The sequence below is a fragment of the Cupriavidus sp. YR651 genome, assembly GCF_900101625.1.
In the GTDB taxonomy this organism is placed as follows: Bacteria; Pseudomonadota; Gammaproteobacteria; order Burkholderiales; family Burkholderiaceae; genus Cupriavidus.
On record NZ_FMYZ01000001.1, the window covers coordinates 373901 to 395195 of the forward strand.

General features: G+C 66.3%; 20 protein-coding genes. 4 read left to right on the plus strand and 16 right to left on the minus strand.

The features are described 5' to 3' along the window. Positions 1–143: 143 nt before the first annotated feature. From BLR29_RS01620 to BLR29_RS01695, 16 genes are all read right to left on the minus strand, one after another. Entirely contained in the window at positions 144–1061 is a 918-nt protein-coding gene (locus tag BLR29_RS01620; protein WP_092134117.1) for a MaoC/PaaZ C-terminal domain-containing protein, read from the minus strand. Continuing rightward, positions 1061–3205, minus strand: a complete 2145-nt coding sequence (locus tag BLR29_RS01625) for a 3-hydroxybutyrate oligomer hydrolase family protein (RefSeq protein ID WP_092134119.1) — start codon at positions 3203–3205, stop codon at positions 1061–1063. The genes BLR29_RS01620 and BLR29_RS01625 overlap by 1 nt, the downstream gene beginning before the upstream one ends. Before the next feature lie 107 nt (positions 3206–3312). Further along, positions 3313–4866, minus strand: a complete 1554-nt coding sequence (locus tag BLR29_RS01630; protein WP_092134121.1) for an acyl-CoA synthetase — start codon at positions 4864–4866, stop codon at positions 3313–3315. A gap of 19 nt (positions 4867–4885) precedes the next feature. After that, positions 4886–5944, minus strand: coding sequence for a branched-chain amino acid ABC transporter permease (locus BLR29_RS01635; RefSeq protein ID WP_092134123.1), 1059 nt, complete (start codon positions 5942–5944; stop codon positions 4886–4888). Positions 5945–5963: 19 nt separating this feature from the next. Next, entirely contained in the window at positions 5964–7025 is a 1062-nt protein-coding gene (locus BLR29_RS01640) for a branched-chain amino acid ABC transporter permease (protein ID WP_092134125.1), read from the minus strand. 9 nt (positions 7026–7034) lie between these two features. Beyond that, positions 7035–7790 (minus strand): ABC transporter ATP-binding protein, encoded by a 756-nt coding sequence (locus tag BLR29_RS01645; protein ID WP_255371062.1) that lies wholly within the window; start codon positions 7788–7790, stop codon positions 7035–7037. After that, positions 7783–8562, minus strand: a complete 780-nt coding sequence (locus tag BLR29_RS01650) for an ABC transporter ATP-binding protein (protein ID WP_255371063.1) — start codon at positions 8560–8562, stop codon at positions 7783–7785. The genes BLR29_RS01645 and BLR29_RS01650 overlap by 8 nt, the downstream gene beginning before the upstream one ends. 13 nt (positions 8563–8575) lie before the next feature. Continuing rightward, a complete protein-coding gene (locus BLR29_RS01655; RefSeq protein ID WP_092134127.1) occupies positions 8576–9763 on the minus strand; it encodes a substrate-binding domain-containing protein in 1188 nt (395 codons plus the stop codon). A 69-nt stretch (positions 9764–9832) separates the two neighbouring features. Next, positions 9833–10447 (minus strand): TetR/AcrR family transcriptional regulator, encoded by a 615-nt coding sequence (locus tag BLR29_RS01660; protein ID WP_092134129.1) that lies wholly within the window; start codon positions 10445–10447, stop codon positions 9833–9835. A gap of 123 nt (positions 10448–10570) precedes the next feature. Next, positions 10571–10951: a fluoride efflux transporter CrcB gene (crcB, locus tag BLR29_RS01665; RefSeq protein ID WP_092134131.1), complete on the minus strand. Its 381-nt coding sequence runs from the start codon at positions 10949–10951 to the stop codon at positions 10571–10573. A 16-nt stretch (positions 10952–10967) separates the two neighbouring features. Further along, positions 10968–11444 (minus strand): molybdopterin synthase catalytic subunit MoaE, encoded by a 477-nt coding sequence (moaE, locus tag BLR29_RS01670; RefSeq protein WP_092134133.1) that lies wholly within the window; start codon positions 11442–11444, stop codon positions 10968–10970. A gap of 1 nt (position 11445) precedes the next feature. Further along, on the minus strand, positions 11446–11703 hold the full coding sequence (gene moaD / locus BLR29_RS01675) for a molybdopterin converting factor subunit 1 (RefSeq protein ID WP_092134135.1): 258 nt from the start codon (positions 11701–11703) through the stop codon (positions 11446–11448). Between the two features lie 26 nt (positions 11704–11729). Beyond that, complete coding sequence (glp, locus tag BLR29_RS01680; protein ID WP_092134137.1) at positions 11730–12971, minus strand: molybdopterin molybdotransferase MoeA; 1242 nt, start codon at positions 12969–12971, stop codon at positions 11730–11732. A gap of 160 nt (positions 12972–13131) precedes the next feature. Beyond that, positions 13132–14577 (minus strand): threonine synthase, encoded by a 1446-nt coding sequence (thrC, locus tag BLR29_RS01685; RefSeq protein ID WP_092134139.1) that lies wholly within the window; start codon positions 14575–14577, stop codon positions 13132–13134. 12 nt (positions 14578–14589) lie between these two features. Then, positions 14590–15900: a homoserine dehydrogenase gene (locus BLR29_RS01690; RefSeq protein ID WP_092134141.1), complete on the minus strand. Its 1311-nt coding sequence runs from the start codon at positions 15898–15900 to the stop codon at positions 14590–14592. Positions 15901–15951: 51 nt separating this feature from the next. Further along, entirely contained in the window at positions 15952–17181 is a 1230-nt protein-coding gene (locus tag BLR29_RS01695) for a pyridoxal phosphate-dependent aminotransferase (RefSeq protein WP_092135373.1), read from the minus strand. 302 nt (positions 17182–17483) lie between these two features. Here BLR29_RS01695 and BLR29_RS01700 point away from each other — a divergent pair, with 302 nt between their 5' ends. From BLR29_RS01700 to BLR29_RS01715, 4 genes are all read left to right on the plus strand, one after another. Continuing rightward, positions 17484–17867 carry an Mth938-like domain-containing protein gene (locus BLR29_RS01700; RefSeq protein ID WP_092134143.1) on the plus strand — a complete coding sequence of 128 codons (384 nt, stop codon included), beginning with the start codon at positions 17484–17486 and terminating at the stop codon, positions 17865–17867. 163 nt (positions 17868–18030) lie between these two features. Continuing rightward, on the plus strand, positions 18031–18492 hold the full coding sequence (locus BLR29_RS01705; protein WP_092134145.1) for a peroxiredoxin: 462 nt from the start codon (positions 18031–18033) through the stop codon (positions 18490–18492). A 418-nt stretch (positions 18493–18910) separates the two neighbouring features. Continuing rightward, positions 18911–20608, plus strand: coding sequence for a PhoH family protein (locus BLR29_RS01710; RefSeq protein WP_092134147.1), 1698 nt, complete (start codon positions 18911–18913; stop codon positions 20606–20608). Positions 20609–20783: 175 nt separating this feature from the next. Then, entirely contained in the window at positions 20784–21263 is a 480-nt protein-coding gene (locus BLR29_RS01715) for a hypothetical protein (protein WP_176860857.1), read from the plus strand. Positions 21264–21295 lie beyond the last annotated feature (32 nt).

Here is a 21295-nt window from a genome sequence, read left to right on the forward strand (position 1 = left end):
CCATTTCAAGGCACGAATGTTGCGGTGCGTGAGCCGTCGGGTGGAGATCGCCACGCCGGACGAAAAGTGCCGGAAACTGTACCTGACAGGACGGCGGGCCCGGCGGCCGGGCAACGCTCGGGGCCGGAAGCCGGCCCGGCCGCTCAGGCGGCGCGGACGATACCCTTGTCTTCGAGGTTGCGCACCAGCACGAGCGCCTCGCCGTGCACCACCACGCGGCCGTCGCCGCCGGTGACGACGGTGGCCAGGTTGACCAGGTCCTTGTCCGCCCGCAGCCGGACGATGCGGACGGCGGCCGTCAGCGGCTCGCCCAGCCGGGCCGGCGAGCATAGCCGCAGCGACTGTTTCATCCAGCCGGTGCCGCGCCCCGGCAGCTGGGTGCCGAGCAGGTCCGAGAACATGCCCGCGAGCAGCGGCAAGGGCACGATGGCGCCCTCGAAGCCCCGGTTGCGCGCGAACACCGGGTCCGTGTAGTAGTCGTTCTCGTCATCGGTCAGGGAGACGTAATCGTCGATATCGGCCGCGCCGAAGGTCCGCGCGGCCGCCGCCTCCTGCCCGAGGCTCAGGTGATAGAGCGAGATTTCCCCGCCATCGGCGCCGTGCCCGGCCGTGGCCGGCACCGGCACCGGACGCGGCTGGTCGGCCAGCATGCCGGCGTCGGCATCCACCAGCAGGCGGGCCTCGCCGTGGGCGGTGACGTACTCGGAAGACTCGGTGAAACGCTCCCGCCCGCGCTGCACGCACCGGATCGCCGCATCCAGCGCGATCTGGTGCGGCCCCGGCGCGTCCAGCATGCCCAGCGTCGCCGCCACGCCGTCACCGACATAGGTCGGGCGCGGGAACATCAGCGTCTGCGCCACCGGCAGAACCGGACGCGGATGGCTGCGTTGCATCTGCGCGCACAGCAGCGCGTAGAGGAACATGCCATGCGCGACCGTGGCGCCGAAGTGCGTGGTGCGGGCGAAATCCGGATCGCAATGAATCGGGTTGTCGTCGCGCGAGAGTGCGGCAAAGCGGTCGAAATCCGCCTGGACCAGCACGCGCGGGCGGGAAGCGTTCATCAGTTGGGCACCTCCACGGTTGAGCCGCTGACCAGGATCATATCGCCCACGAGCGGCGTCGCGGTGATGGCCGGCACGTTGGACGGCAGGATCTGCGGCGCCGGAGACGCCGTGCCACCCCGCTTGACCGTCCGCACCACCTGCGACGGCGGCAGCGGCGTGTTGTTGCGCAGGTTGGCGTAGACCGCATCCAGCGCCCGGTTCACGTACACGTGCAGCGGGATGAAATTGTTGGCATAGCCCGGCAGCACGTCGATGAACGCGTCAAAGTGCTGGCCATTTTCCACCTCGATATACGACAGCTTGCTGGCGCTGCCCTCCGTTACCTTGTTGAAGCCCAGGTACGGACGCGAGGTGTGGTTGACCGGCAGCAGGCCATCGCTGCGGCCATGCACGATCATCGCGGGCTTGCCGCGCAGGTTGCCGTTGCGCAGCGTCTGCGAGATGCCGGTCTGCAGCGCCAGTGCCTGGGCCGAGGTACCGGTCAGCAGGTCCCGCAGGCACAGCGCGCCCGGCGTGTTGGCTTCCTGCACGTTGGTGCCCGCCGTGATCGACACAAAGTCGCGCGTCGGACCGCCCACGGCGCTCTCGTTGATCAACGTCACACCGCCGCCCGGCGGCACGCCATTGCCGGTGGAGAACATCACGTTCAGCGTGGCCGGGGCGATCGTCAGCGGCACGATGCCCCCGCCGATTGCCGCATAGCTATAGCCGCAAAGCTTGTCGGTCACGCTGGCGCGCGCATACGCGTTGGCGTAGGTCGCCGAGATCGCACTGGCCACTTCCAGCGACGACAGCGAGGCGTGCAGCACGTCCGATTCCGGCTCCCAGCCGGCCAGATGCAGCTTCGCCAGCGCATCGGCGGACTGCGCCGCGATGGTTCCCCCCGTCACCTTGCCGGCCGAGGCCAGCGCGGCGCAACGGTTGCCGCCTTGTGGCGCCACCCCTGCCGCGAATGGCACCGGTAGCGTCACCTGGCTCGCGCACAGCGACAGCAGGTTGGCCGTCGTGGTGTAGTCGTACAGATGCTTGCCCGACGCCGCCACCTGCACGCCGCCGCGCTTGACCGTGATGCCGGCGGTCGGCGGCAGGTTCACATTGGGTTCGCCCACGGCCACGCCGTCGATCAGGCCCGTGGTGTCCTGCTCCGCGGCGGCGATGGCCGCGCCGCCGCCGTTGGAAACGGCCGAGGCAATCACCAGGATCTTGTCCTTGGTGAGCGATGCCTGCCGCGTGCCGTTGATGCTGGTCGCGCCGAACTTGTCATTGATCGCAAAGATCGCAAACTCGATGGCCTGCAGCGTGTTCTGGCCCCAGTTGGCCTCCGGGTTCTGCTTCGAGTGCGCGTGCTTGAACGCCAGCCGGTGCGGATTGGCCGTGGTGAAATCCGCCAGCGACATAGCGCCCGGCTGCGCGGCGAACTGCGCCAGCTTGCCAGCGGCGCTCCGCGTCTGGCGCGTGCCGTCGATCAGCGGCACGGTATCGGTATCGAGGTCGTGCGGCGCGGCCCCGGTGCCCTTGTCCGTATAGGCCACCGCGCAGCCATGCTTGAGCCCCCATTCGCCCACGGCGATGCCGCCATAGACGCCGCGGGACCCCGACGACGTCGCCGAGATCAGGCAGGGATTGGCCGGATCGAACGAATTCGGGATCTGCGCCATCAGCGTGACGTTCTGCTGGCCGGAGCCATCGTCGGCAAACGCCAGGTACTCCGTGCCCGCGATCTTGCCCTGCCCGGTTGTCACATTGCCCTGCGCGTCCACGTTGGGGCCGTAGAGCGTGCCGTAGCCGCCCAGCGGATTGGTGTCGACGATCGCGCGGTAGTTGTTGTAGATCGCGTAGCGGCGCAGTTCCGCCGCCGTGGGTGCGGCCGGATTGGCCGGCACCGGCGCCGTGGCGCTGCCGATGCCGTCCTTGCCCAGGCCGGCGGTCAGCAGGTCGTCAGACGTGCCGTCGTAGCTCTGGATCTTGACGGTGCCGACCACGAATGCCGGGCTCTTGTTCGGGTTCGATCCGTTGTCGTTGTTGCTGTTGTTGTCGTCGCTGCCGCCGCACGCCGCGGCGAGCAGGGCCGCGGCCGCGGCGGCAATGACGGTGCGGCGCCGATGGCGCCTGGGAACCTGCGGGGTGTGACGGGGTTGCATGACATGTCTCCTGTGGGTACCGCAACAACCATGGATTGCTGATAACGGGATGAGACAAACGAACTGCAACTGCGAACTGCCGAAGGGAAATCGGGATGCTTCGGGTGCTACCGCGTGCCGGCCTGCGCGCGCAGCTTGTGCTTTTCGACCTTGCCGGATGGCGTGCGGGGCAGCGCCGGCAGGAACCGCACGTGGCGCGGCACCTTGTAGCCGGCCAGGTGGGCGCGGCAATGCGCGATGACCGCGTCGGCATCCAGCGTCATGCCGGGCCGGACCACCACCAGCGCCATGCCGACTTCGCCCCAGCGCACGTCCGCCATGCCGATCACGGCGACTTCCGACACCGCCGGCAGCTGGAACAACACGTTTTCCACCTCGGCCGGATAGACGTTCTCGCCGCCGGAGATGTACATGTCCTTGGCGCGGTCGACGATGTAGTAGTCGCCCTCCTCGTCCATGTACGCGATATCGCCCGAATACAGCCAGCCATCGCGGATGGCCGCGGCGGTGGCCTCGGGCAGGTTCCAGTACCCCGGCGTCACGCCCGGGCCCTTGATCAGCAGCTCCCCGCGTTCGCCGGGGCCCACGTCGCGCCCCAGCGGATCGACGATGCGCGTGAGCATCGACCCGACTGGCTTGCCGATGGTGCCGATCTTGCGGCGCGCGGTGGCCTCGTCGGTCACGAAGACGGTGGGGCCGGTCTCGGTCATGCCAAAGCCGAAGCAGATGGTCACGCCCTTGGCCAGGTACATCTCCAGCAGCGGACGCGGCACCGGCGATCCGCCGGCCGCCATGTTGCGGATGCCCGAAAAATCGGTCTGGCCGAAGCCCGGATGCTGGCTCAGGAACAGGTAGATCGCCGGCACCGCGAAGAACATCGTCACGCGGTCTTCCGGGGCCGCGCGGCTGTCGAGCTGGCGCAGCGTCTGGCCGGCGTCGAACTGGCGCAGGATATGGACCGTGCCGCCCGCGTGCAGCACCGGGTTGGCATACAGGTTCAGCCCGCCCGTATGGAAGAACGGCAGTACCGACAGGAAGACGTCGTCGCGGCTCAGGCGGTTGGCCAGCATCGCGTTGACGGCGTTGCAATAGACCATGCCGTAGGTCTGGATCACACCCTTTGGCCGGCCCGTGGTGCCGGACGTGTACAGCAGGTGCCAGACCTCGTGCTCGTCGCGGCACGGCATTTCCATGGCGCGGCCGGAGGAAGCAGCGAGCACCGCCTCGTACTCGGTCCAGCCGGTCGGCACGTCGGCGGATTCGTCATCGGCCAGGTGCAGCACGGCCTTCAGCGGCACGGTGGCCTGGAGCTCGGCGGCCACGCACAGGAAGCCGTCGCCGGCCACCAGCACGTCCGGCGTGCAGTCCTCGAGGATCGGCACCAGTTCCGCAACCGGCAGCCGCCAGTTCAGGCAGACCATGACCATGCCGGCCTTGGCGCAGCCGTACAGCATCTCAAGGTAATCGGAACTGTTGTGGGCCAGCACGGCCACGCGCGCCCCGGACCGGAGCCGCAGGCGGCCCGAGAGGTATTCGGCGAAGCGGCTCGCGCGCTCGTCGAACTGGCGCCAGGTCACGCGGCGGCCACTCTCCACGTCCACCAGCGCCACCTTGTCCGGATGTCGCCGGGCGTTCTTGTGCAGCCAGTCGATCACATACATGGCGCGCGTCCTCCCCTCGTCAGGCGGCGCGTCCGCGCAGGCGGCCCACCACGCCCTGCGGGAAATAGTAAACGCTCAGCACGAACAGCAGGCCCAGCCAGAGCAGCCAGCGGTCCGGGTGCAGCAAGCCTGACACCAGCGGCAGCGCCGCCGTGGACTCGCTGGCCAGCTTCATCACGTCCTGCAGGTAGGTCTGCGCCAGCAGGAACAACACCGTGCCGATCACGGAACCGTACAGCGTGCCCATGCCGCCGATCACAACGATCAGCAGGATGTCCACCATGATCTCGAACGACAGCGAGGTGTCCGGCCCGTTGTAGCGCAGCCAGAGCGCCATCAGTACGCCGGCCGCCGTGGCGAACAGCGCCGACAGCACCGTGGAAACCGTCCGGTAGACGACGGTGCGATAGCCGATGGCCTCCGCCCGGAAATCGTTCTCGCGGATGGCCTGCAGCACGCGGCCAAACGGAGAATTGACGATGCGCAACAGCGCCAGGAACAGGGCCACGGCGCAGAGGAACACCAGGTAATAGGTCACCAGCTTGCCGTTGAGTGGCACGCCGAACCACTCGGCATCGCCCAGACTGAAGCCGGGCGTCAGCACCTCGGGCACCTTGAAGGTCAGGCCGTCTTCGCCGCCGGTCCAGTCGGAGAGCTGCGAGACCAGCGTGGCGAATGCGGTGGCCACGGCCAGCGTGATCATCGCAAAGAAGATCGCCCGCACGCGCAGCGAGAACAATCCCACCAGGAACGCCAGCAAGGCGGAGACCGCCAGCGCGCAGAGCGTGCCGACGGCCAGCGCGCCCCAGCCGGGCGTCATGTTCGACATTGCGATGGCCACGCCATAGCCGCCAATGCCGAAGAACATGGTATGCGCGAACGACACGATGCCCGTGTAGCCCAGCAGCAAGTCGTAGCTGGCCACCAGCACCACGAAGATGCAGATCTTGGCGGCCGTGTTCAGCGCGCGGGCGCCGGGGAACGCAAACGGTGCGCAGGCCAGTGCCAGCAGGACGATGAGCAGCAGCACGGTCAGTACGCGGCTGCGCGGCAAGTCGCCGGAAAGGAGTCGGATCATGACGTGGGCATCCTTCCGTTCAGCGCCGTGCCACCGGGTAGAGGCCTTGCGGCCGCCACAGCAGGATCAGCATCATCAGGCCGATGTTGGAGAAGAGCGCCACCTTGGGCGCCAGGAAGCCGGTGTAGTTGGCCATCAGTCCCACCAGCAACGCGCCGACGAAGCAGCCCGTGGTGGAGCCCAGTCCACCGATGATGATGACGATGAAGATCAGCACGTTGACCTGCGCGCCGATGGCCGCCGTGATGTTCTGCTGATACAAGCCCCAGAGCACCCCGCCCAGGCCGGCCAGCGCGGCGCCCGCCATGAACACGCCGATGAACAGGCGGCGGATCCGGTAGCCGAGCGATTCGACCATCTCGCGGTTTTCCACGCCGGCGCGAATCAGCAAGCCAAGGCGCGTGCGGTTGAGCACCAGCAGCATGGCGACGAAGACCACAAGGCCGATCACCACGGCGATCAGGCGGTATTTCTCGATGGCGGCATCGCCCAGCAGCACGGCGCCGCGGAACGTGGCGGGCGTTTGCAGCGCGATGGTCTCCGGGCCCCAGATCGCCTTGATCAGCTGCTCGGCGATGATCATCCCGCCCATCGTGATCAGGATCTGTTTCAGGTGCTGGCCATAGACCGGGCGGATGAGCACGCGCTCGAAGAACAGGCCGACGGCACCGGCGGCCACCATCGCGGCGACGATGGCCAGCGCGAAGACGGCGAGGTTCAGCATCAGGCTCGGCGCCTCCACCCATGCGCCAAGCGGCAGGAGCACGGAGGCGGCCACGTAGGCGCCCAGCGCGATGAACGCGCCGTGGCCAAAGTTCAGCACATCCATCAGGCCGAACACGAGCGTCAGGCCGGAGGACACCACGAAGATGATCATGCCCATCGCCAGACCGGCAATCGTCAGCGTGAGCCACGTGGACGGACTGCCGACCAGCGGCAGCGCGGCTAGCGCCAGCACGGGCGCCAGCGCCAGCGGAGTCCAGTCGAGGCGGACCCTGGGGAGGTCGGCCGGGGTCGCGGCCGTGGCGGTGGCTGGAGAATTGGCCGGCGAGGCGTCGGAGGCGGTGGTCGTTGTCGTCATGGTCCCTCCCTACTGATGCGCCGCCAGCGACAGGCCCAGCAGCCGCTGCTGCAGCGCCTCGTCCGCGGCCAGGGCCGCCATCGGGCCCGCGTGCATCGTGCGGCCGTCGTCCATCACGACAACGGTATCGCCCACCGCCCGCGCCATCTGGAAGTTCTGCTCCACCAGCAGGATCGATACATCGGTCTGCTTGAGCTCGCGGAAGACGGCAATCATGTTCTGGATGATGGCCGGCGCCAGGCCCTTGGTCGGCTCGTCGACGATCAGCAGCTTGCGCGGCTCGATGATCGCGCGTGCCACCGACAGCATCTGCTTCTGCCCGCCGGACAGCACGCCCGCGCGCTGGTGCCAGAACACCTTCAGCGCCGGAAACATGCGGAACACCCAATCCAGCCGTTGCGCATCGATGGCGCCGGTGCGCGCGGCCAGCCGCATGTTCTCCTCCACGGTCAGGTCAGCAAACACGCTCATGTTCTCCGGCACGTAGGCGATGCCCGCCTGCGCGATGGCCGGCGTGTCGCGGCGCGTGATGTCGGCACCGTCGAACTCGATCTTCCCCGCGCTGGCCCGCCACAGGCCCATGATCGTGCGCAGCGTGGTGGTCTTGCCCGCGCCGTTGCGGCCCAGCAGCATCGTGACGCCGCCGCGCGGCACCTCCAGGTTCACGCCATGCAGGATGTGATACGGGCCGATGTGCGTCTGGACATCGGCGAGTTTCAGGATCGGCGGAGTCGGTGGAATCGACGCCGGCATGGTGTCAGCCATCGACGACCTCCGCTTCCGGCTCCGCCACGCCGAGGTAGGCCTGTTGCACGATCGGCGAGGCGATCACCTCGGCCGGATCGCCGTCGGCCATCAGCGTGCCGTTGTGCAGGACGATGATGCGGTCGGCCAGCGACCGCACCACATCCATCTTGTGTTCCACCAGCAGCACGGTCTTGCTCCGGTCACGCCGGATTTCCTGGATCAGATTCAGGATCACCGGCACTTCGTCCACGCTCATGCCGGCCGTCGGTTCGTCGAACATGAAGACGCGCGGTTGCAGGGCCAGCAGGATGCCCACCTCCAGCTTGCGCTGGTCGCCATGCGGCAGCGCGGCCACGGGCTGGTGGCGCTTGTCGGCCAGCGCCACGCGCGCGAGGCACTCCTCGGCCTCGCGCTGCACGGCGCCGTGGCTGGACCACATCGAAAACAGGTCGATGCCGCGCTGGCGGCGCGCCTGCACGGCCAGCCGCACGTTTTCCAGCACGGACAGGTTCGGAAACAGGCTGGTCAGCTGGAACGCCCGGCCAATGCCGCGACGAGTCTTGTGGGAGACCGGCAGCCGCGTGACATCCTGGCCGTCCAGCAGGATGGTGCCCGACGTCGGTGGCAACTGGCCGGAAATCAGGTTGAAGAAGGTGGTCTTGCCCGCACCGTTCGGGCCGACGATGCATGTCAGCTCGCCCGGCCGGAAAACGCACGACACCGCGTTGACGGCCACATGGCCGCCAAAGCGGATCGTCAGATCGCGGGTTTCGAGCGCCACGTCCGTCACGGCGGCACTCCTGTCAGCGCTTGTTGCGGATCGGCACGTTCATTTCCTCCGGCTTGATCTCGCGGACCAGCTCGGGCACGCCCCATGCAAAGGCCGGATCGACCTTGATCTTGAAGTGATACATCGACTGCAGGGCCTGGTGGTCTTCCTTGCGGAAGGTCATCTTGCCCTTGGGCGTATCGAACGACATGCCTTCCATCGCGGCGATCAGCTTGTCGGAGCCGGTGTCGCCGCTGGTCTTCTTCAGCGCCTCCACCACCGCGATGCCGGACGCCATGCCACCGGCGGTAAAGAAGTCTGGCGGCGCCTTGTACTTGCTGTAGTGGTTGGCCACCAGCCACTCATTGGCCTTGTTCTTCGGAATGCCGAAGTAGTAGTACGTGGCGCCTTCCATGCCCGGGAAATTCTTGTAGCTGGCCATGGCCGGCAGGATGTTCCCGCCGGTGGCGATCTCGATGCCGTAGCGCTTCGGATCCAGGTCGGCAATCTTGAACGGGTTGCCCGCCCCGGCCCAGATGATGAAGATCACCTTGCGGCCCGGCTTGTCCTTGAGCGCGTCGAACAGCCGTTGCGCCCCGGCGGTGAAGTCCGTGGTGTTGGTCGGCAGGTATTCCTCGTGGACGATCTTCGCGTTCTTCAGCGCGCCCTTGAACGCCTTGACGCCATCGCGCCCGAACGCGTAGTCCTGCGCCAGCGTGGCGATCGTCACGCCGGGCTTGTCCAGCGCCACCGCATTGGCGATGGCGTCCTGCGACGAATTGCGGCCGGTGCGGAAGATGTAGCGGTTCCATTTGTCGCCGGTAATTGAATCGGCCACGGCGGGTTCCACCAGCAGCACCTTCTTGTATTCCTCGGCAACCGGCAGCATCGCCAGCGCGGTGCCGGAGGACGTCGGGCCAACGGCGATATCGGCGCGGTCGTCGCTATAGGCCGCCGCCAGCTGGGCCTTGGCCACATCCGGCTTGCCCTGCGTGTCTTTCTCGATCACCACGAGCTTGTTGCCGTTGACGGTCATCGTGCCATTGGTGGCGTAGTCCAGCCCCATCAGCAACCCGATCTGCGTCTGCTTGGCATAGGCTTCCAGCGCGCCAGTCTTGTCGTAGACGTGGGCGATGCGGATGTCCTTGGCCAGTGCGCCGGTGGCTGCCGATGCGGCGGCCACCGCCAGGCCGATCGCGCAGGCGCGTTGCGTGAATGTCATCGGGTGTCTCCTCTCTCTACGTTGTTTTGCTTTTGTATGGGGGTCCGGAAGACGGGGTTGCGGCGCTGGCTACCGCCCCGCCAGCCCGTGTGTGATCAGGTCGAACGCCGAATCCACCACTTTGTCCATCGACGCCGGCCGCTTCCACAACGCGTACCGCATGCCCAGGAAATTGCTGATGCCGATCAGGCACCAGGCGCGCACCTCGGCATCGCCCGGCACGATCTCCCCGGCCTCCTCCGCCTTGGTCAGGCGACGGCTGTAGAGATCGGCGAAGACCTGGAAGTAGCCGATATAGAGCGATTCATCCACGGAGTACGAATCGAGCACGATCCGGTACAGGTTCTTGTGCCGCGCCACGAAGGTCAGGAACGCCCGCAGGCCCAGGCGCTCGGCCTCGATCTGGGTGGCGGCCGGCGCCACGTGCTTGCGCACGTGCGCACGCACCAGTTCCAGCATGTGCTGGACCAGCGCGCGGAACAGTTCTTCCTTGTCCTTGAAATAGAGGTAGAAGGTGCCCATGGCCACCTGCGCCTCCTGCGTGATCTCGGAGATCGAGGCGGCGTGATAGCCCTTTTCGCCGAAGACCTTCTCGGCGGCGCGCAGCAGCGCCTCCCGGGTCTTCTGGCCGCGGGCAGTCTTGGGCGGGGTCAGGCTGGCAATCGCGGTTCCGGACGGGGGCATCGGCTCGGGGCCCTTTCTAGAAACATGACAAGTGATTCATGTTTCATCCTATAAAGGGCCGGACGGCGCTGTCAATTGGTGACTTACCCGTACCTCGCGCGTGCGATGACGATCAGGAGGGGATCAGGAGAGGACCCGGTATGTCCAGATGCCGAGGGCGGTGAGCACCAGCGACCCGCCCAGGTGCAGCGCCACGTGGGCCAGCGCCCAGCGGTAGTCGCCGGCCAGCAGGTTGCCGATGACCTCGCTCGAGAAGGTGGAAAACGTGGTCAGACCGCCCAGGAAGCCAGTTACAGCCAGCAACCGCCACTCCTGTGGCAGCGCGGCGTGCGTGTCGAAGAAGGCCACCGCGAGGCCAATCAGGTAGCCCCCGACCAGGTTGGATGCCAGCGTGCCGTAAGGCAGCGCCGGATTGGCGGCATTCCACAGCACCGAAAATCCCCAGCGCAGCCACGCGCCCACGGCGGCGCCGACGCCGACCGCGACAAACCCCAGCGGACCCATTCAGTCGTCCTTGTTGTTATTTTTCGTCTGCATTAAACGATTCGATGCCCCAGCGCCGCAGCGCCGCATCGTCCGAGACGCGCGCATCGACCCAGCGGGCGCCCTCGGGCGTGGCCTCCTTCTTCCAGAACGGGGCCTCGGACTTCAGGTAATCCATGATGAACTCGCAAGCGGCAAAGGCGTCGCCGCGATGGGCGGACGACACCACCACCAGCACGATCTGGTCCAGCGGCTGCAGCAGGCCGACGCGGTGCACAATGGTCACGCCGAGCAGCGGCCAGCGCTCGCGCGCGGCGGCCTCGATCCGGGCCAGCGCCTTTTCGGTCATGCCGGGATAGTGCTCCAGCTCCATCGTGCTGACGCTGCTGCCGCCGCTGACATCGCGCACCGTGCCGACAAAGCTGGCGACCGCGCCCACGGCGGGATTGCCGGCGCGCAGCGCGGCCACTTCCGCGCCCAGGTCAAAGTCCTCGTGCTGTACGCGCGCGGCCATCTCAGCCTCCGGTCACGGGCGGGAAGAACGCCACCTCGCAGCCATCGGCCAGCGGGGTGTCGGCACGGGCCACGGCATGGTCCACGGCCATGCGCAGCGCGCGGCCCTCGGCCAGCGCCTCGGCCCAGCTGCCGCCACGGGCACGCAGCCAGCCGCGCAGGTCACCGACCGTACGGACGTCGGCAGGGACCTCGGCACGTTCGGCGCCCTGCCCTACCTGCTCACGTACGCTTGCGAAATATCGAAGTTCGAGTTGCATGATGATGTCGCTTGCCTCGCCGGCACTCAGGCCAGCAGGCCGTCAAACGAAATGAACTGGACGATGTCGCCGCGCCGGATCGCCTGGTTCGGAGGATTGTCGATCAGCCCGTCGCCCCAGACCGTGGACGTCAGCACGCCAGAGCTCTGGTTCGGGAACAGATCCAGCCCGCCCGCATCGTTGATGCGCGCACGCAGGAATTCGTTGCGGCGGTCACCCGTCGGCAGGTCGAAATCGGCCCGCAGCGGCAGGCGGCGCGGCGTCACGTCCGCCACGCCCTGCAGGCGCAGCAGGAATGGCCGCACGAACAGCAGGAATGTCACGAAACTGGATACCGGATTACCGGGCAGACCCAGGAAGAAGGCCGGCGCCGCCGTGCCGTTGGCGACTTGCCCGAAGGCCAGTGGCTTGCCCGGCTTGATCGCGATCTGCCACAGGTCAAGCCGCCCTTCGGCGGTGACCGCCGGGCGGATGTGGTCTTCCTCGCCCACCGACACGCCGCCTGACGTGATGATGAGGTCGTTGCCTTCCGCCGCGCGGCGCAGCGTGTCGCGCGTGGCGTCCAGGGTGTCCGGCACGATGCCGAAGTCGCTCACCTCGCAGCCGAGGTTTTCCAGCAGGCCGCGCAACGTGAAACGGTTGGAGTTGTAGATGGCGCCCGGCTTGAGCGGTTCGCCGGGCATAGCGAGTTCGTCGCCGGTGAAGAACACGGCCACCCGCACCCGGCGGATCACGTCGAGCTTCGCCTGCCCAACGGATGCCGCCAGCCCCAGCGCCTGCGGCGTCAGCCGCGTGCCGGCGGGCAGGATCTCGCTGCCGGCCTCGATGTCCTCGCCGGCGCGGCGAATCCATTCGCCCGATGCCGGCACGTGGTTGACGACCACGGCATCCCCGTCCGCCACGCACTGCTCCTGCATGACCACGGCATCGGCGCCGGGAGGAATCAACCCGCCCGTGAAGATGCGTGCGGCAGTGCCGGCGGCCAGCGCGCTGCCCACGTGGCCAGCCGGAATCCGCTGCGACACCGGCAGGCGCGTACCGGGCGCGGGCACGTCGGCGGCGCGCATGACGTAGCCGTCCATCGACGTGTTGTCGGCAGGCGGCACACGCAGCGAACTGGTCACCGGCGCAGCCAGCACGCGGCCGTTGGCTTGCAGCGTGTCGACGGTCTCGGTCTGGGCAATGGGGCGAACCCCGGCCATCAGGGCCTCGAGGGCCTGGGCCATGGTCAGCATCGGGGGACGGTTGGGCGCGGCAGCTTGGGTCATGTGATCGTGGCTGGTAACAGGTTGGCCCCATGAAAAACAGCCCCCGGCGGAACGCCTGGGGGCCGTGGCAGCGGGCCCGGCAAACCCGATTGTAGCGAGTTGACGCCGGACCGGCGGGCAGAAGCGCCGGGCGACCGTGCCCGGCATGACAGGCCCCTGATTACAGGCCCGTGTGACGGGCAATGTACGCCTTGACCGTGTCGGCGCTAGCCGGCATGACCTCGAAGCGCTGTGGCAGCTTTTCGATGCCGTCGAACGCGGCCGGCCGCTCGGGCTCGTGGCCCAGCGCCTCGCGAATCGTGTCGGCGAACTTGGCCGGCAGTGCCGTTTCCAGCACGACCATCGGCACGCCCGCGGACAGGTGCTCGCGCGCCACCTTCACGCCATCGGCGGTATGGGTGTCGATCGTCACGCCATAGCGCTGGTTGACGTCGCGGATCGTGGCCAGGCGGTCGTCATGCGTGCTGCGGCCGGAGACAAAGCCGAACTGGCGGATGCGGTCGAATTCCGGCGTGCCGGCCAGGTCGAAGCCGCCCTGGCCATCCACGTCGCGGAACAGCGCCGTCAGCTTGCCGGCATCCTGGCCCAGCAGATCGAACACGAAGCGCTCGAAGTTGGACGCCTTGGAGATGTCCATGCTCGGGCTCGACGTGTGGTACGTCTGCGCCGAGGTGCGCACGCGGTACGTGCCGGTGCGGAAGAACTCGTCGAGCACGTCGTTCTCGTTGGTGGCCACCACCAGCTTGTCGATCGGCAGGCCCATCATGCGCGCGATGTGCCCGGCGCAGACGTTGCCGAAGTTGCCGGACGGCACGCAGAACGACACCTTCTGGCCGGGGCCATCGGTCGCCAGCAGCCAGCCCTTGAAGTAGTACACCACCTGGGCCACCACGCGCGCCCAATTGATCGAATTGACCGTGCCGATGCGCTGGCGAGCCTTGAACGCGTGATCGTTGGAGACGGCCTTGACGATATCCTGCGCGTCGTCGAAAACGCCTTCGATGGCGATGTTGAAGATGTTCGGGTCCTGCAGGCTGAACATCTGCGCAGTCTGGAACGCGCTCATCTTGCGATGCGGGCTCAGCATGAATACGCGGATGCCTTCCTTGCCGCGCATCGCATATTCGGCCGCGCTGCCGGTGTCGCCCGAGGTGGCACCCAGGATGTTGAGCTTCAGCCCGGCCCGCTTCAACGCGTACTCGAACAGGTTGCCCAGCAACTGCATCGCCATGTCCTTGAAGGCCAGCGTCGGGCCGTTGGACAGGCCCAGCAGTTGCAGCTTCGTACCGCCCTCCTCGCCCAGCGTGCGCAGCGGCGTGATGTCGGCGGTGTTGTCGCCCGTGCGCGCGTTGCAGTACACGTCGGCCGTGTAGGTCTTGCGCGTCAGCGCGCGCAGGTCCTCGGCGGGAATGTCATCGCAGAAGCGCGACAGGATCTCGAACGCAAGGTCCGCGTACGGCAGCTTGCGCCAGGCCTCCAGTTCCTCGGCCGTGATTTGCGGGTACTGCTTCGGCAGGTACAGGCCGCCATCCGGCGCCAGGCCACCCAGCAGGATCTCGGAGAACGATTGCGGCACGTCATGGCCGCGCGTCGACTGGTATTTCATGGATACGGCGTCTTAGTTCAGTTCTTCCATGCGCAGGCGCGTCACGGCGGACAACACGGTCGACAGCGACTCGATGCTGCGGATGGCGGCGTTGACCTGCTTTTCGCGGGTCAGGTGCGTCAGGATGATGATGTCGGTCTGCGGCTCGCCTTCGCGCGATTCCTTCTGCAGCATCGCGTCGATGCTGATGCCGGCTTCGGCCAGGATGCGGGTGATCTCGGCAAGCACGCCGGTCTCGTCGGACACTCGCATGCGCAGGTAGTACGAGCTCGTGACTTCCTCGATCGGCAGCACCGGCACGCTCGACAGCTCGTCCGGCTGGAACGCCAGGTGCGGCACGCGGTGATTCGGGTCCGCGGTGTGCAGGCGGGTCACGTCGACCAGGTCGGCGATCACGGCCGAGGCGGTCGGCTCGGCGCCCGCGCCCTTGCCGTAGTACAGCGTGGCGCCCACGGCATCGGCCTGCACGAGCACGGCGTTCATCGCGCCTTCCACGTTGGCGATCAGGCGCGAGGCCGGCACCAGCGTCGGATGCACGCGCAGCTCCACGCCCTCTTCCCGGCGGCGCGTGATGCCCAGCAGCTTGATGCGATAGCCCAGTTCCTCGGCATACTTGATGTCGATCGCGGACAGGTGCGTGATACCTTCCACGTGCGCGCGGTCGAACTGCACCGGCATGCCGAAGGCGATGGCGCTCATCAGCGTGACCTTGTGCGCGGCGTCGATGCCCTCGATGTCGAACGTCGGGTCGGCTTCGGCATAGCCCAGTTGCTGGGCTTCCTTCAGCACGGTGTCGAAATCCAGACCCTTGTCACGCATCTCCGACAGGATGAAGTTCGTCGTGCCGTTGATGATGCCGGCGATCCACTGGATGCGGTTGGCGGTGAGGCCCTCGCGCAGCGCCTTGATGATGGGGATGCCCCCGGCCACGGCCGCTTCGAAGGCGACGATCACGCCCTTCTTGCGCGCGGCTTCGAAGATCTCGTTGCCGTGCAGGGCCAGCAGCGCCTTGTTGGCGGTGACCACGTGCTTGCCGTTCTCGATCGCCTTGAGCACGAGCTCGCGGGCGATGCCGTAGCCGCCGATCAGTTCCACGACGATGTCGATGTCCGGACGCGTCACCACCTCGTTCGCATCGCTGACCACATCCACGGTGCCACCGGTCAGCTCGCGGGCGCGCTCGGTGTTGAGGTCGGCGACCACCGCAATCTCAATGCCGCGGCCTGCACGACGACGAATTTCTTCCTGATTGCGCTTTAGCACGTTGAACGTGCCGCTACCGACGGTACCGATGCCGAGAAGGCCGACTTTGATGGGATTCATGGACGTCTGACTCTGGGTTGCTTGATGCGGGAAATGGGGCGCCCCGGCGGCCTAGGCCGTGCCGTGACGTTTGCGATAGGTTTCCAGGAAGCGGCCCACGCGGCCAATCGCCTCGCGCAGGTCTTCCTCGTGCGGCAGGAACACGATCCGGAAGTGGTCCGGCGCGCCCCAGTTGAAGCCGGTGCCCTGCACCAGCAGCACCTTCGATTCCTGCAGCAGTTCGTAGATGAATTCCTGGTCGTCCTGGATGGGATACATCGACAGGTCGAGCTTGGGGAACAGGTACAGCGCCGCCTTGGGCTTGACGCAGGTGACGCCGGGGATCTTCGTGATCAGCTCGTAGGCCAGGTCGCGCTGGCGACGCAGGCGGCCACCTTCGCCCACGAGGTCGTTGATGCTCTGGTAGCCGCCCAGCGCGGTCTGGATGGCCCACTGGCCCGGCACGTTGGCGCACAGGCGCATCGAGGACAGCATGTTCAGGCCCTCGATATAGTCCTGCGCGGGACGCTTGTCGCCCGACACCACCATCCAGCCGGCGCGGTAGCCGCACGAGCGGTAGTTCTTGGACAGCCCGTTGAAGGTCACCGTCAGCACGTCGGTGGACAGCGAACCGATCGACGTGTGCGTGTGGCCGTCGTACAGCACCTTGTCATAGATCTCGTCGGCAAAGATGATCAGGCCGTGCTCGCGCGCAATGACGACGATCTCTTCCAGCAACGCATCCGAATACAGCGCCCCGGTGGGGTTGTTCGGATTGATGATGACGATGGCCTTGGTGTTCGGCGTGATCTTGCGGCGGATGTCTTCGAGGTCCGGCATCCACTCGTTGGCCTCGTCGCAGACATAGTGCACGGGGGTGCCGCCGGAGAGGCTCACGGCGGCCGTCCACAGCGGATAGTCCGGGGCCGGCACCAGCACCTCGTCGCCACCGTTGAGCAGCGCGTTCATCGCCATCACGATCAGCTCGGACGCGCCGTTGCCGACGTAGATGTCATCCAGCCCCACGCCCTGGATCTTCTTTTCCTGGGTGTAGTGCATGATCGCCTTGCGCGCGGCGAAAATGCCCTTGGAGTCCGAGTAGCCCGCCGAGTTGGGCAGGTTGCGCATCATGTCCTGCTGGATCTCTTCCGGGGCGTCGAATCCGAACACGGCCAGATTGCCGATGTTCAGCTTGATGATCTTGTGCCCTTCCTCTTCCATCTGCTTGGCCTTTTCCAGCACCGGGCCGCGGATGTCATAGCAAACGTTCTGAAGCTTGTTGGATTTCTGGATGGGTTTCACGATGCGGATGTCAGGGCAGGCTGGCCAGTCTGGCGTGGCAGCGGTCTTGGGAATCTTCTGGAATGTCCTGGGCGTCAGGCGGCGCGTCCGCTGCAATGCAACGCGAACGTGGCAGACAGGGAGGCAAAAGCTATAATTTATCGGATTATGACAGACTTCGGCATGGATTCTTGCATTGCAGCGACCGATTCGGACGGCGCGCGCACGATCCTGCCACCAACCCGTCGCCAGCCCCCGCTGCGGCCCCTCCCGCAGCCGGGATGGCACGCATGGCCCGGCCCGGCGGCACAGAGGTCCCTCCCTTGAGACTCCACGCCGACAAACCCCAGAATCTGAATACCGTGACCTCCTATGGTCCGGGCTATATCGAAATCAACCTGGTCCGCCACGACCAGTCCGTCCTGGTCATGCCGGAGGGCGAGATCGAGCCGTGGCCCGTCAGCCGCTTTGAAGACCTGGAACCAGCCCACTTCGAGGCGCTGCTGGAAAAAGGCCCCGAAGTCGTGCTGCTGGGCACCGGCGACCGCCTGCGCTTCCCGCACCCCCGCCTGACCGCCGCGCTCTCCCGCCGTCACATCGGCGTGGACGCCATGGACTTGCAGGCCGCATGCCGCACCTACAATATCCTGATGGCCGAAGGCCGCAAGGTGGCCGCCGTGCTGCTGGTGGAGCCCGCCGCCGGCTGAGCCCCGGCCTGCCGAACATATCGTCCGGAAATTTGCCAAGTTGAGCCGGCGCCACGCTTGAAGTCCTGCGGACTGCCCCAATCTGCACCCGCCATGGCACAAGCCCAGTGCAAAAAGGGCCGCCGTCACCGATGATGCACCGCCATCCAGGAGAGCCACCAGCATGACCGTCAGTCTCAACAAGGCCGTCCCCGACTTCCAGGCCCCCGCTACCGGCGGGGACTTCCGGCTTGCCACCCAGCATGGCAAGACCGTGGTGCTGTACTTCTACCCGAAGGACAACACGCCGGGTTGCACCACCGAGGCCATGAACTTCCGCGACGAGTACGCGGCCTTCGAGAAGGCCGGCGCCGCGGTGTTTGGCATCTCGCGTGACAGCATGAAGTCGCACGAGAACTTCAAGGCCAAGCTGGAGCTGCCATTCGAACTGATTTCCGATGGCGACGAGGCCATCTGCAATCTGTTCGATGTCATCAAGATGAAAAAGATGTATGGCAAGGAGGTCCGCGGGATCGAGCGCAGCACATTCATCCTCGACAGCAAGGGCATCCTGCGACACGAGATGCGCGGCATCAAGGTACCGAATCACGTCGACGAGGTGCTGGAGATCGTCAAGGGGATGTAGTCCGGCCGGCCGCCGGTGCAGTGACGAGACAGAGACGCAACACTGGCTCGATCGTCTGTCCGGCAACCAATTGCCAAACGGAAATCGTTCGGATACATTGGGCCGTAATGCGTTCAGATCCCAGTTGCCACGCTGCTGTACCGTACCGGCCCAGGCGCCTCAGTCCCCGGGCTGGTAGCGGACCTGCCGCGTCTCGGGTCTGCGAAAGAGCCGCCACACCTGTACACCAGGCATGGCGGCTTTTTTGTTTGTGCGCTCCCGCTTCACCCACTTCCCGTCGTACCCGTGTTGTCAGCTTGTCCGCACCGGTCGCCGCGCGCATGCCCGTCGGCCCCGGTCGCCATCGTTCCGTCGTGGTTGCGGAGCGAGGCACGGACGTTTTCGCCCCCCGTTCGTCCCACTGAAAGGAAAGCCAAGCATGCCGCTGCCTACCATGCCCGCCAAGCCTGCCCAACTGCTGGACCCGAGCGAATTCGCCCCGGTCACACTGCCCAAGGCCAATGCCGCGCAGGGTAAGAAACCTGTGCCGGTCCTCGAGCGTGTGGCATTGCTCGAGACCGGCGACACCCAGACGCCCGCCACCCGAGCGCGCGCAGGCAGCTCAACCCGGGCCAAGACCACCGACGCCCCGGCCCCCGCCACCACGCCGGCGGCCTCTCCGTCCGTCAGCCTGGTCAAGCCGGCCGCCGGCCCGACCCGCCGTGCCCGCAAGACCGAAGGCCCGAGCAAGCTGTTCGTGCTCGACACCAACGTGCTGATGCACGATCCGAGCTCGTTGTTCCGCTTCGAAGAGCACGACATCTATCTGCCGATGATGACGCTCGAGGAACTGGACAACCACAAGAAGGGCATGAGCGAAGTCGCGCGCAATGCCCGCATGGTCAGCCGCACACTGGATTCCCTGGTGGGTGGCACCGACGGCGTGCTCGACGAAGGCCTGCCGCTGGCCAAGCTGGGCAACCGCGACGCACAGGGCAAGCTGTTCTTCCAGACCCGCCTGAACGACATCAAGCTGCCCGAGGGCCTGCCCCAGGGCAAGGCCGACAACCAGATCCTGGGCGTGGTGAGCGCCCTGCAGCAGCAGTACCCGGAGCGCCAGGTCGTGCTGGTGTCGAAAGACATCAACATGCGCATCAAGGCCCGTGCGCTGGGCCTGCCCGCGGAAGACTATTTCAACGACCAGGTCCTGGAAGACAAGGACCTGCTCTACGCAGGCGTGATGCAGCTGCCCAACGACTTCTGGGCCAAGCACGGCAAGGGCGTGGAAAGCTGGCAGGATCCCAAGTCCGGCGCGATGTTCTATCGCCTGACCGGCCCGCTGGTGCCGTCGTTCCTCGTCAACCAGTTCGTCTACCTGGAGCCGATGGATGGCAGCCTGCCGCTCTACGCGCAGGTCAAGGAGATCAACGGCAAGACGGCTCTGCTGCAGACGCTGAAGGACTACACCCACAACAAGAACAATGTGTGGAGTGTGGTCGCCCGCAACCGCGAGCAGAACTTCGCGTTGAACCTGCTGATGAGCCCGGACATCGATTTCGTCACCCTGCTCGGCCAGGCGGGTACCGGCAAGACGCTGCTGGCGCTGGCATCCGGCCTGGAACAGGTACTGGACCAGAAGCTGTACAACGAGATCATCGTCACCCGCGCCACGGTGCCGGTCGGCGAGGACATCGGCTTCCTGCCCGGTACGGAGGAAGAGAAGATGCAGCCGTGGATGGGCGCGTTCGACGATAACCTCGAGGTACTGCAGAAGAGCGACGACAGTGCCGGCGAATGGGGTCGCGCGGCGACGCAGGAACTGATCCGCTCGCGCATCAAGGTCAAGAGCATGAACTTCATGCGCGGACGAACCTTCGTGAACAAGTTCGTGATCATCGACGAAGCGCAAAACCTGACGCCGAAGCAGATGAAAACGCTGGTCACGCGAGCCGGCCCCGGCACCAAGATCGTCTGCCTGGGCAATATCGCGCAGATCGACACGCCGTACCTGACCGAGGGTTCGTCGGGCCTGACCTACGTGGTGGACCGGTTCAAGGGCTGGAGCCACAGTGGCCATGTCACGCTGGCCCGTGGCGAACGCTCCCGACTGGCCGACCACGCCGCCGACGTTCTTTGATGTCGCCCGCCCTTCGGGGCGGGTCTTCGTCTCCCTTTTATCCTGGCACGCACCCCGGCATACGGGCGTGCGCTCGCCGCATGCCGTCCGCCTGGCGCGTCAGGCATTTGCTGACAGCCAACGCAATGCGGTACGGCTATGATGCCTGGATGTTCATGCCGATACGGAGGCGTCGATGAACAAGCAACAGCCATTCAACCACTATCTGTCCGGCAACCGGACCCTGTTTTCGCGCAATGCCCGCCCGGCACGGCGCCGCCGCATGCTCGTGGCGACGCTGATCTGCGCCACGGTGGTCATCGCCGCAGCCTGGCGCCCGGCGCGCGCCGCCGACGAGATGGTGATCCGTACCATGGGCCCCGTCAGCTATGTCTGTGGCGGTGTAGCCGAGGACGAGCGCGCCAGCCTGGCGGAGCAGGAGAAGAATTTCAACATGGGCATACTCTTTACGCAGGGTGCCAATGGAGAATACCTGTCCGAAGTTGACGTAAAACTGACCATGGACGGCCAAACTGTGGCTAGTTTCAAGACAGGCGGCCCTCGCTGCCTCATACGTGCGCCCGAAGGCAGCTACAATATCGAAGCCACTTACAAGGGTCAGCCCAAGTCCATCAAGATCAGCACCGGCACACGCAACGCGCAGCTTCGCTGGTGAACGTTCCGATCCAATGAGGACGGACGCATGGC

Excerpts from the sequence above, each read along its gene's own strand:
- BLR29_RS01620 (WP_092134117.1), bottom strand. The coding sequence starts at position 1,061 with ATGAACGCTTCCCGCCCGCGCGTGCTGGTCCAGGCGGATTTCGACCGC.
- BLR29_RS01625 (WP_092134119.1), bottom strand. The coding sequence starts at position 3,205 with ATGCAACCCCGTCACACCCCGCAGGTTCCCAGGCGCCATCGGCGCCGC.
- BLR29_RS01630 (WP_092134121.1), bottom strand. The coding sequence starts at position 4,866 with ATGTATGTGATCGACTGGCTGCACAAGAACGCCCGGCGACATCCGGAC.
- BLR29_RS01635 (WP_092134123.1), bottom strand. The coding sequence starts at position 5,944 with ATGATCCGACTCCTTTCCGGCGACTTGCCGCGCAGCCGCGTACTGACC.
- BLR29_RS01640 (WP_092134125.1), bottom strand. The coding sequence starts at position 7,025 with ATGACGACAACGACCACCGCCTCCGACGCCTCGCCGGCCAATTCTCCA.
- BLR29_RS01645 (WP_255371062.1), bottom strand. The coding sequence starts at position 7,790 with ATGGCTGACACCATGCCGGCGTCGATTCCACCGACTCCGCCGATCCTG.
- BLR29_RS01655 (WP_092134127.1), bottom strand. The coding sequence starts at position 9,763 with ATGACATTCACGCAACGCGCCTGCGCGATCGGCCTGGCGGTGGCCGCC.
- BLR29_RS01660 (WP_092134129.1), bottom strand. The coding sequence starts at position 10,447 with ATGCCCCCGTCCGGAACCGCGATTGCCAGCCTGACCCCGCCCAAGACT.
- crcB (WP_092134131.1), bottom strand. The coding sequence starts at position 10,951 with ATGGGTCCGCTGGGGTTTGTCGCGGTCGGCGTCGGCGCCGCCGTGGGC.
- moaE (WP_092134133.1), bottom strand. The coding sequence starts at position 11,444 with ATGGCCGCGCGCGTACAGCACGAGGACTTTGACCTGGGCGCGGAAGTG.
- moaD (WP_092134135.1), bottom strand. The coding sequence starts at position 11,703 with ATGCAACTCGAACTTCGATATTTCGCAAGCGTACGTGAGCAGGTAGGG.
- glp (WP_092134137.1), bottom strand. The coding sequence starts at position 12,971 with ATGACCCAAGCTGCCGCGCCCAACCGTCCCCCGATGCTGACCATGGCC.
- thrC (WP_092134139.1), bottom strand. The coding sequence starts at position 14,577 with ATGAAATACCAGTCGACGCGCGGCCATGACGTGCCGCAATCGTTCTCC.
- BLR29_RS01690 (WP_092134141.1), bottom strand. The coding sequence starts at position 15,900 with ATGAATCCCATCAAAGTCGGCCTTCTCGGCATCGGTACCGTCGGTAGC.
- BLR29_RS01705 (WP_092134145.1), top strand. The coding sequence starts at position 18,031 with ATGACCGTCAGTCTCAACAAGGCCGTCCCCGACTTCCAGGCCCCCGCT.
- BLR29_RS01710 (WP_092134147.1), top strand. The coding sequence starts at position 18,911 with ATGCCGCTGCCTACCATGCCCGCCAAGCCTGCCCAACTGCTGGACCCG.
- BLR29_RS01715 (WP_176860857.1), top strand. The coding sequence starts at position 20,784 with ATGAACAAGCAACAGCCATTCAACCACTATCTGTCCGGCAACCGGACC.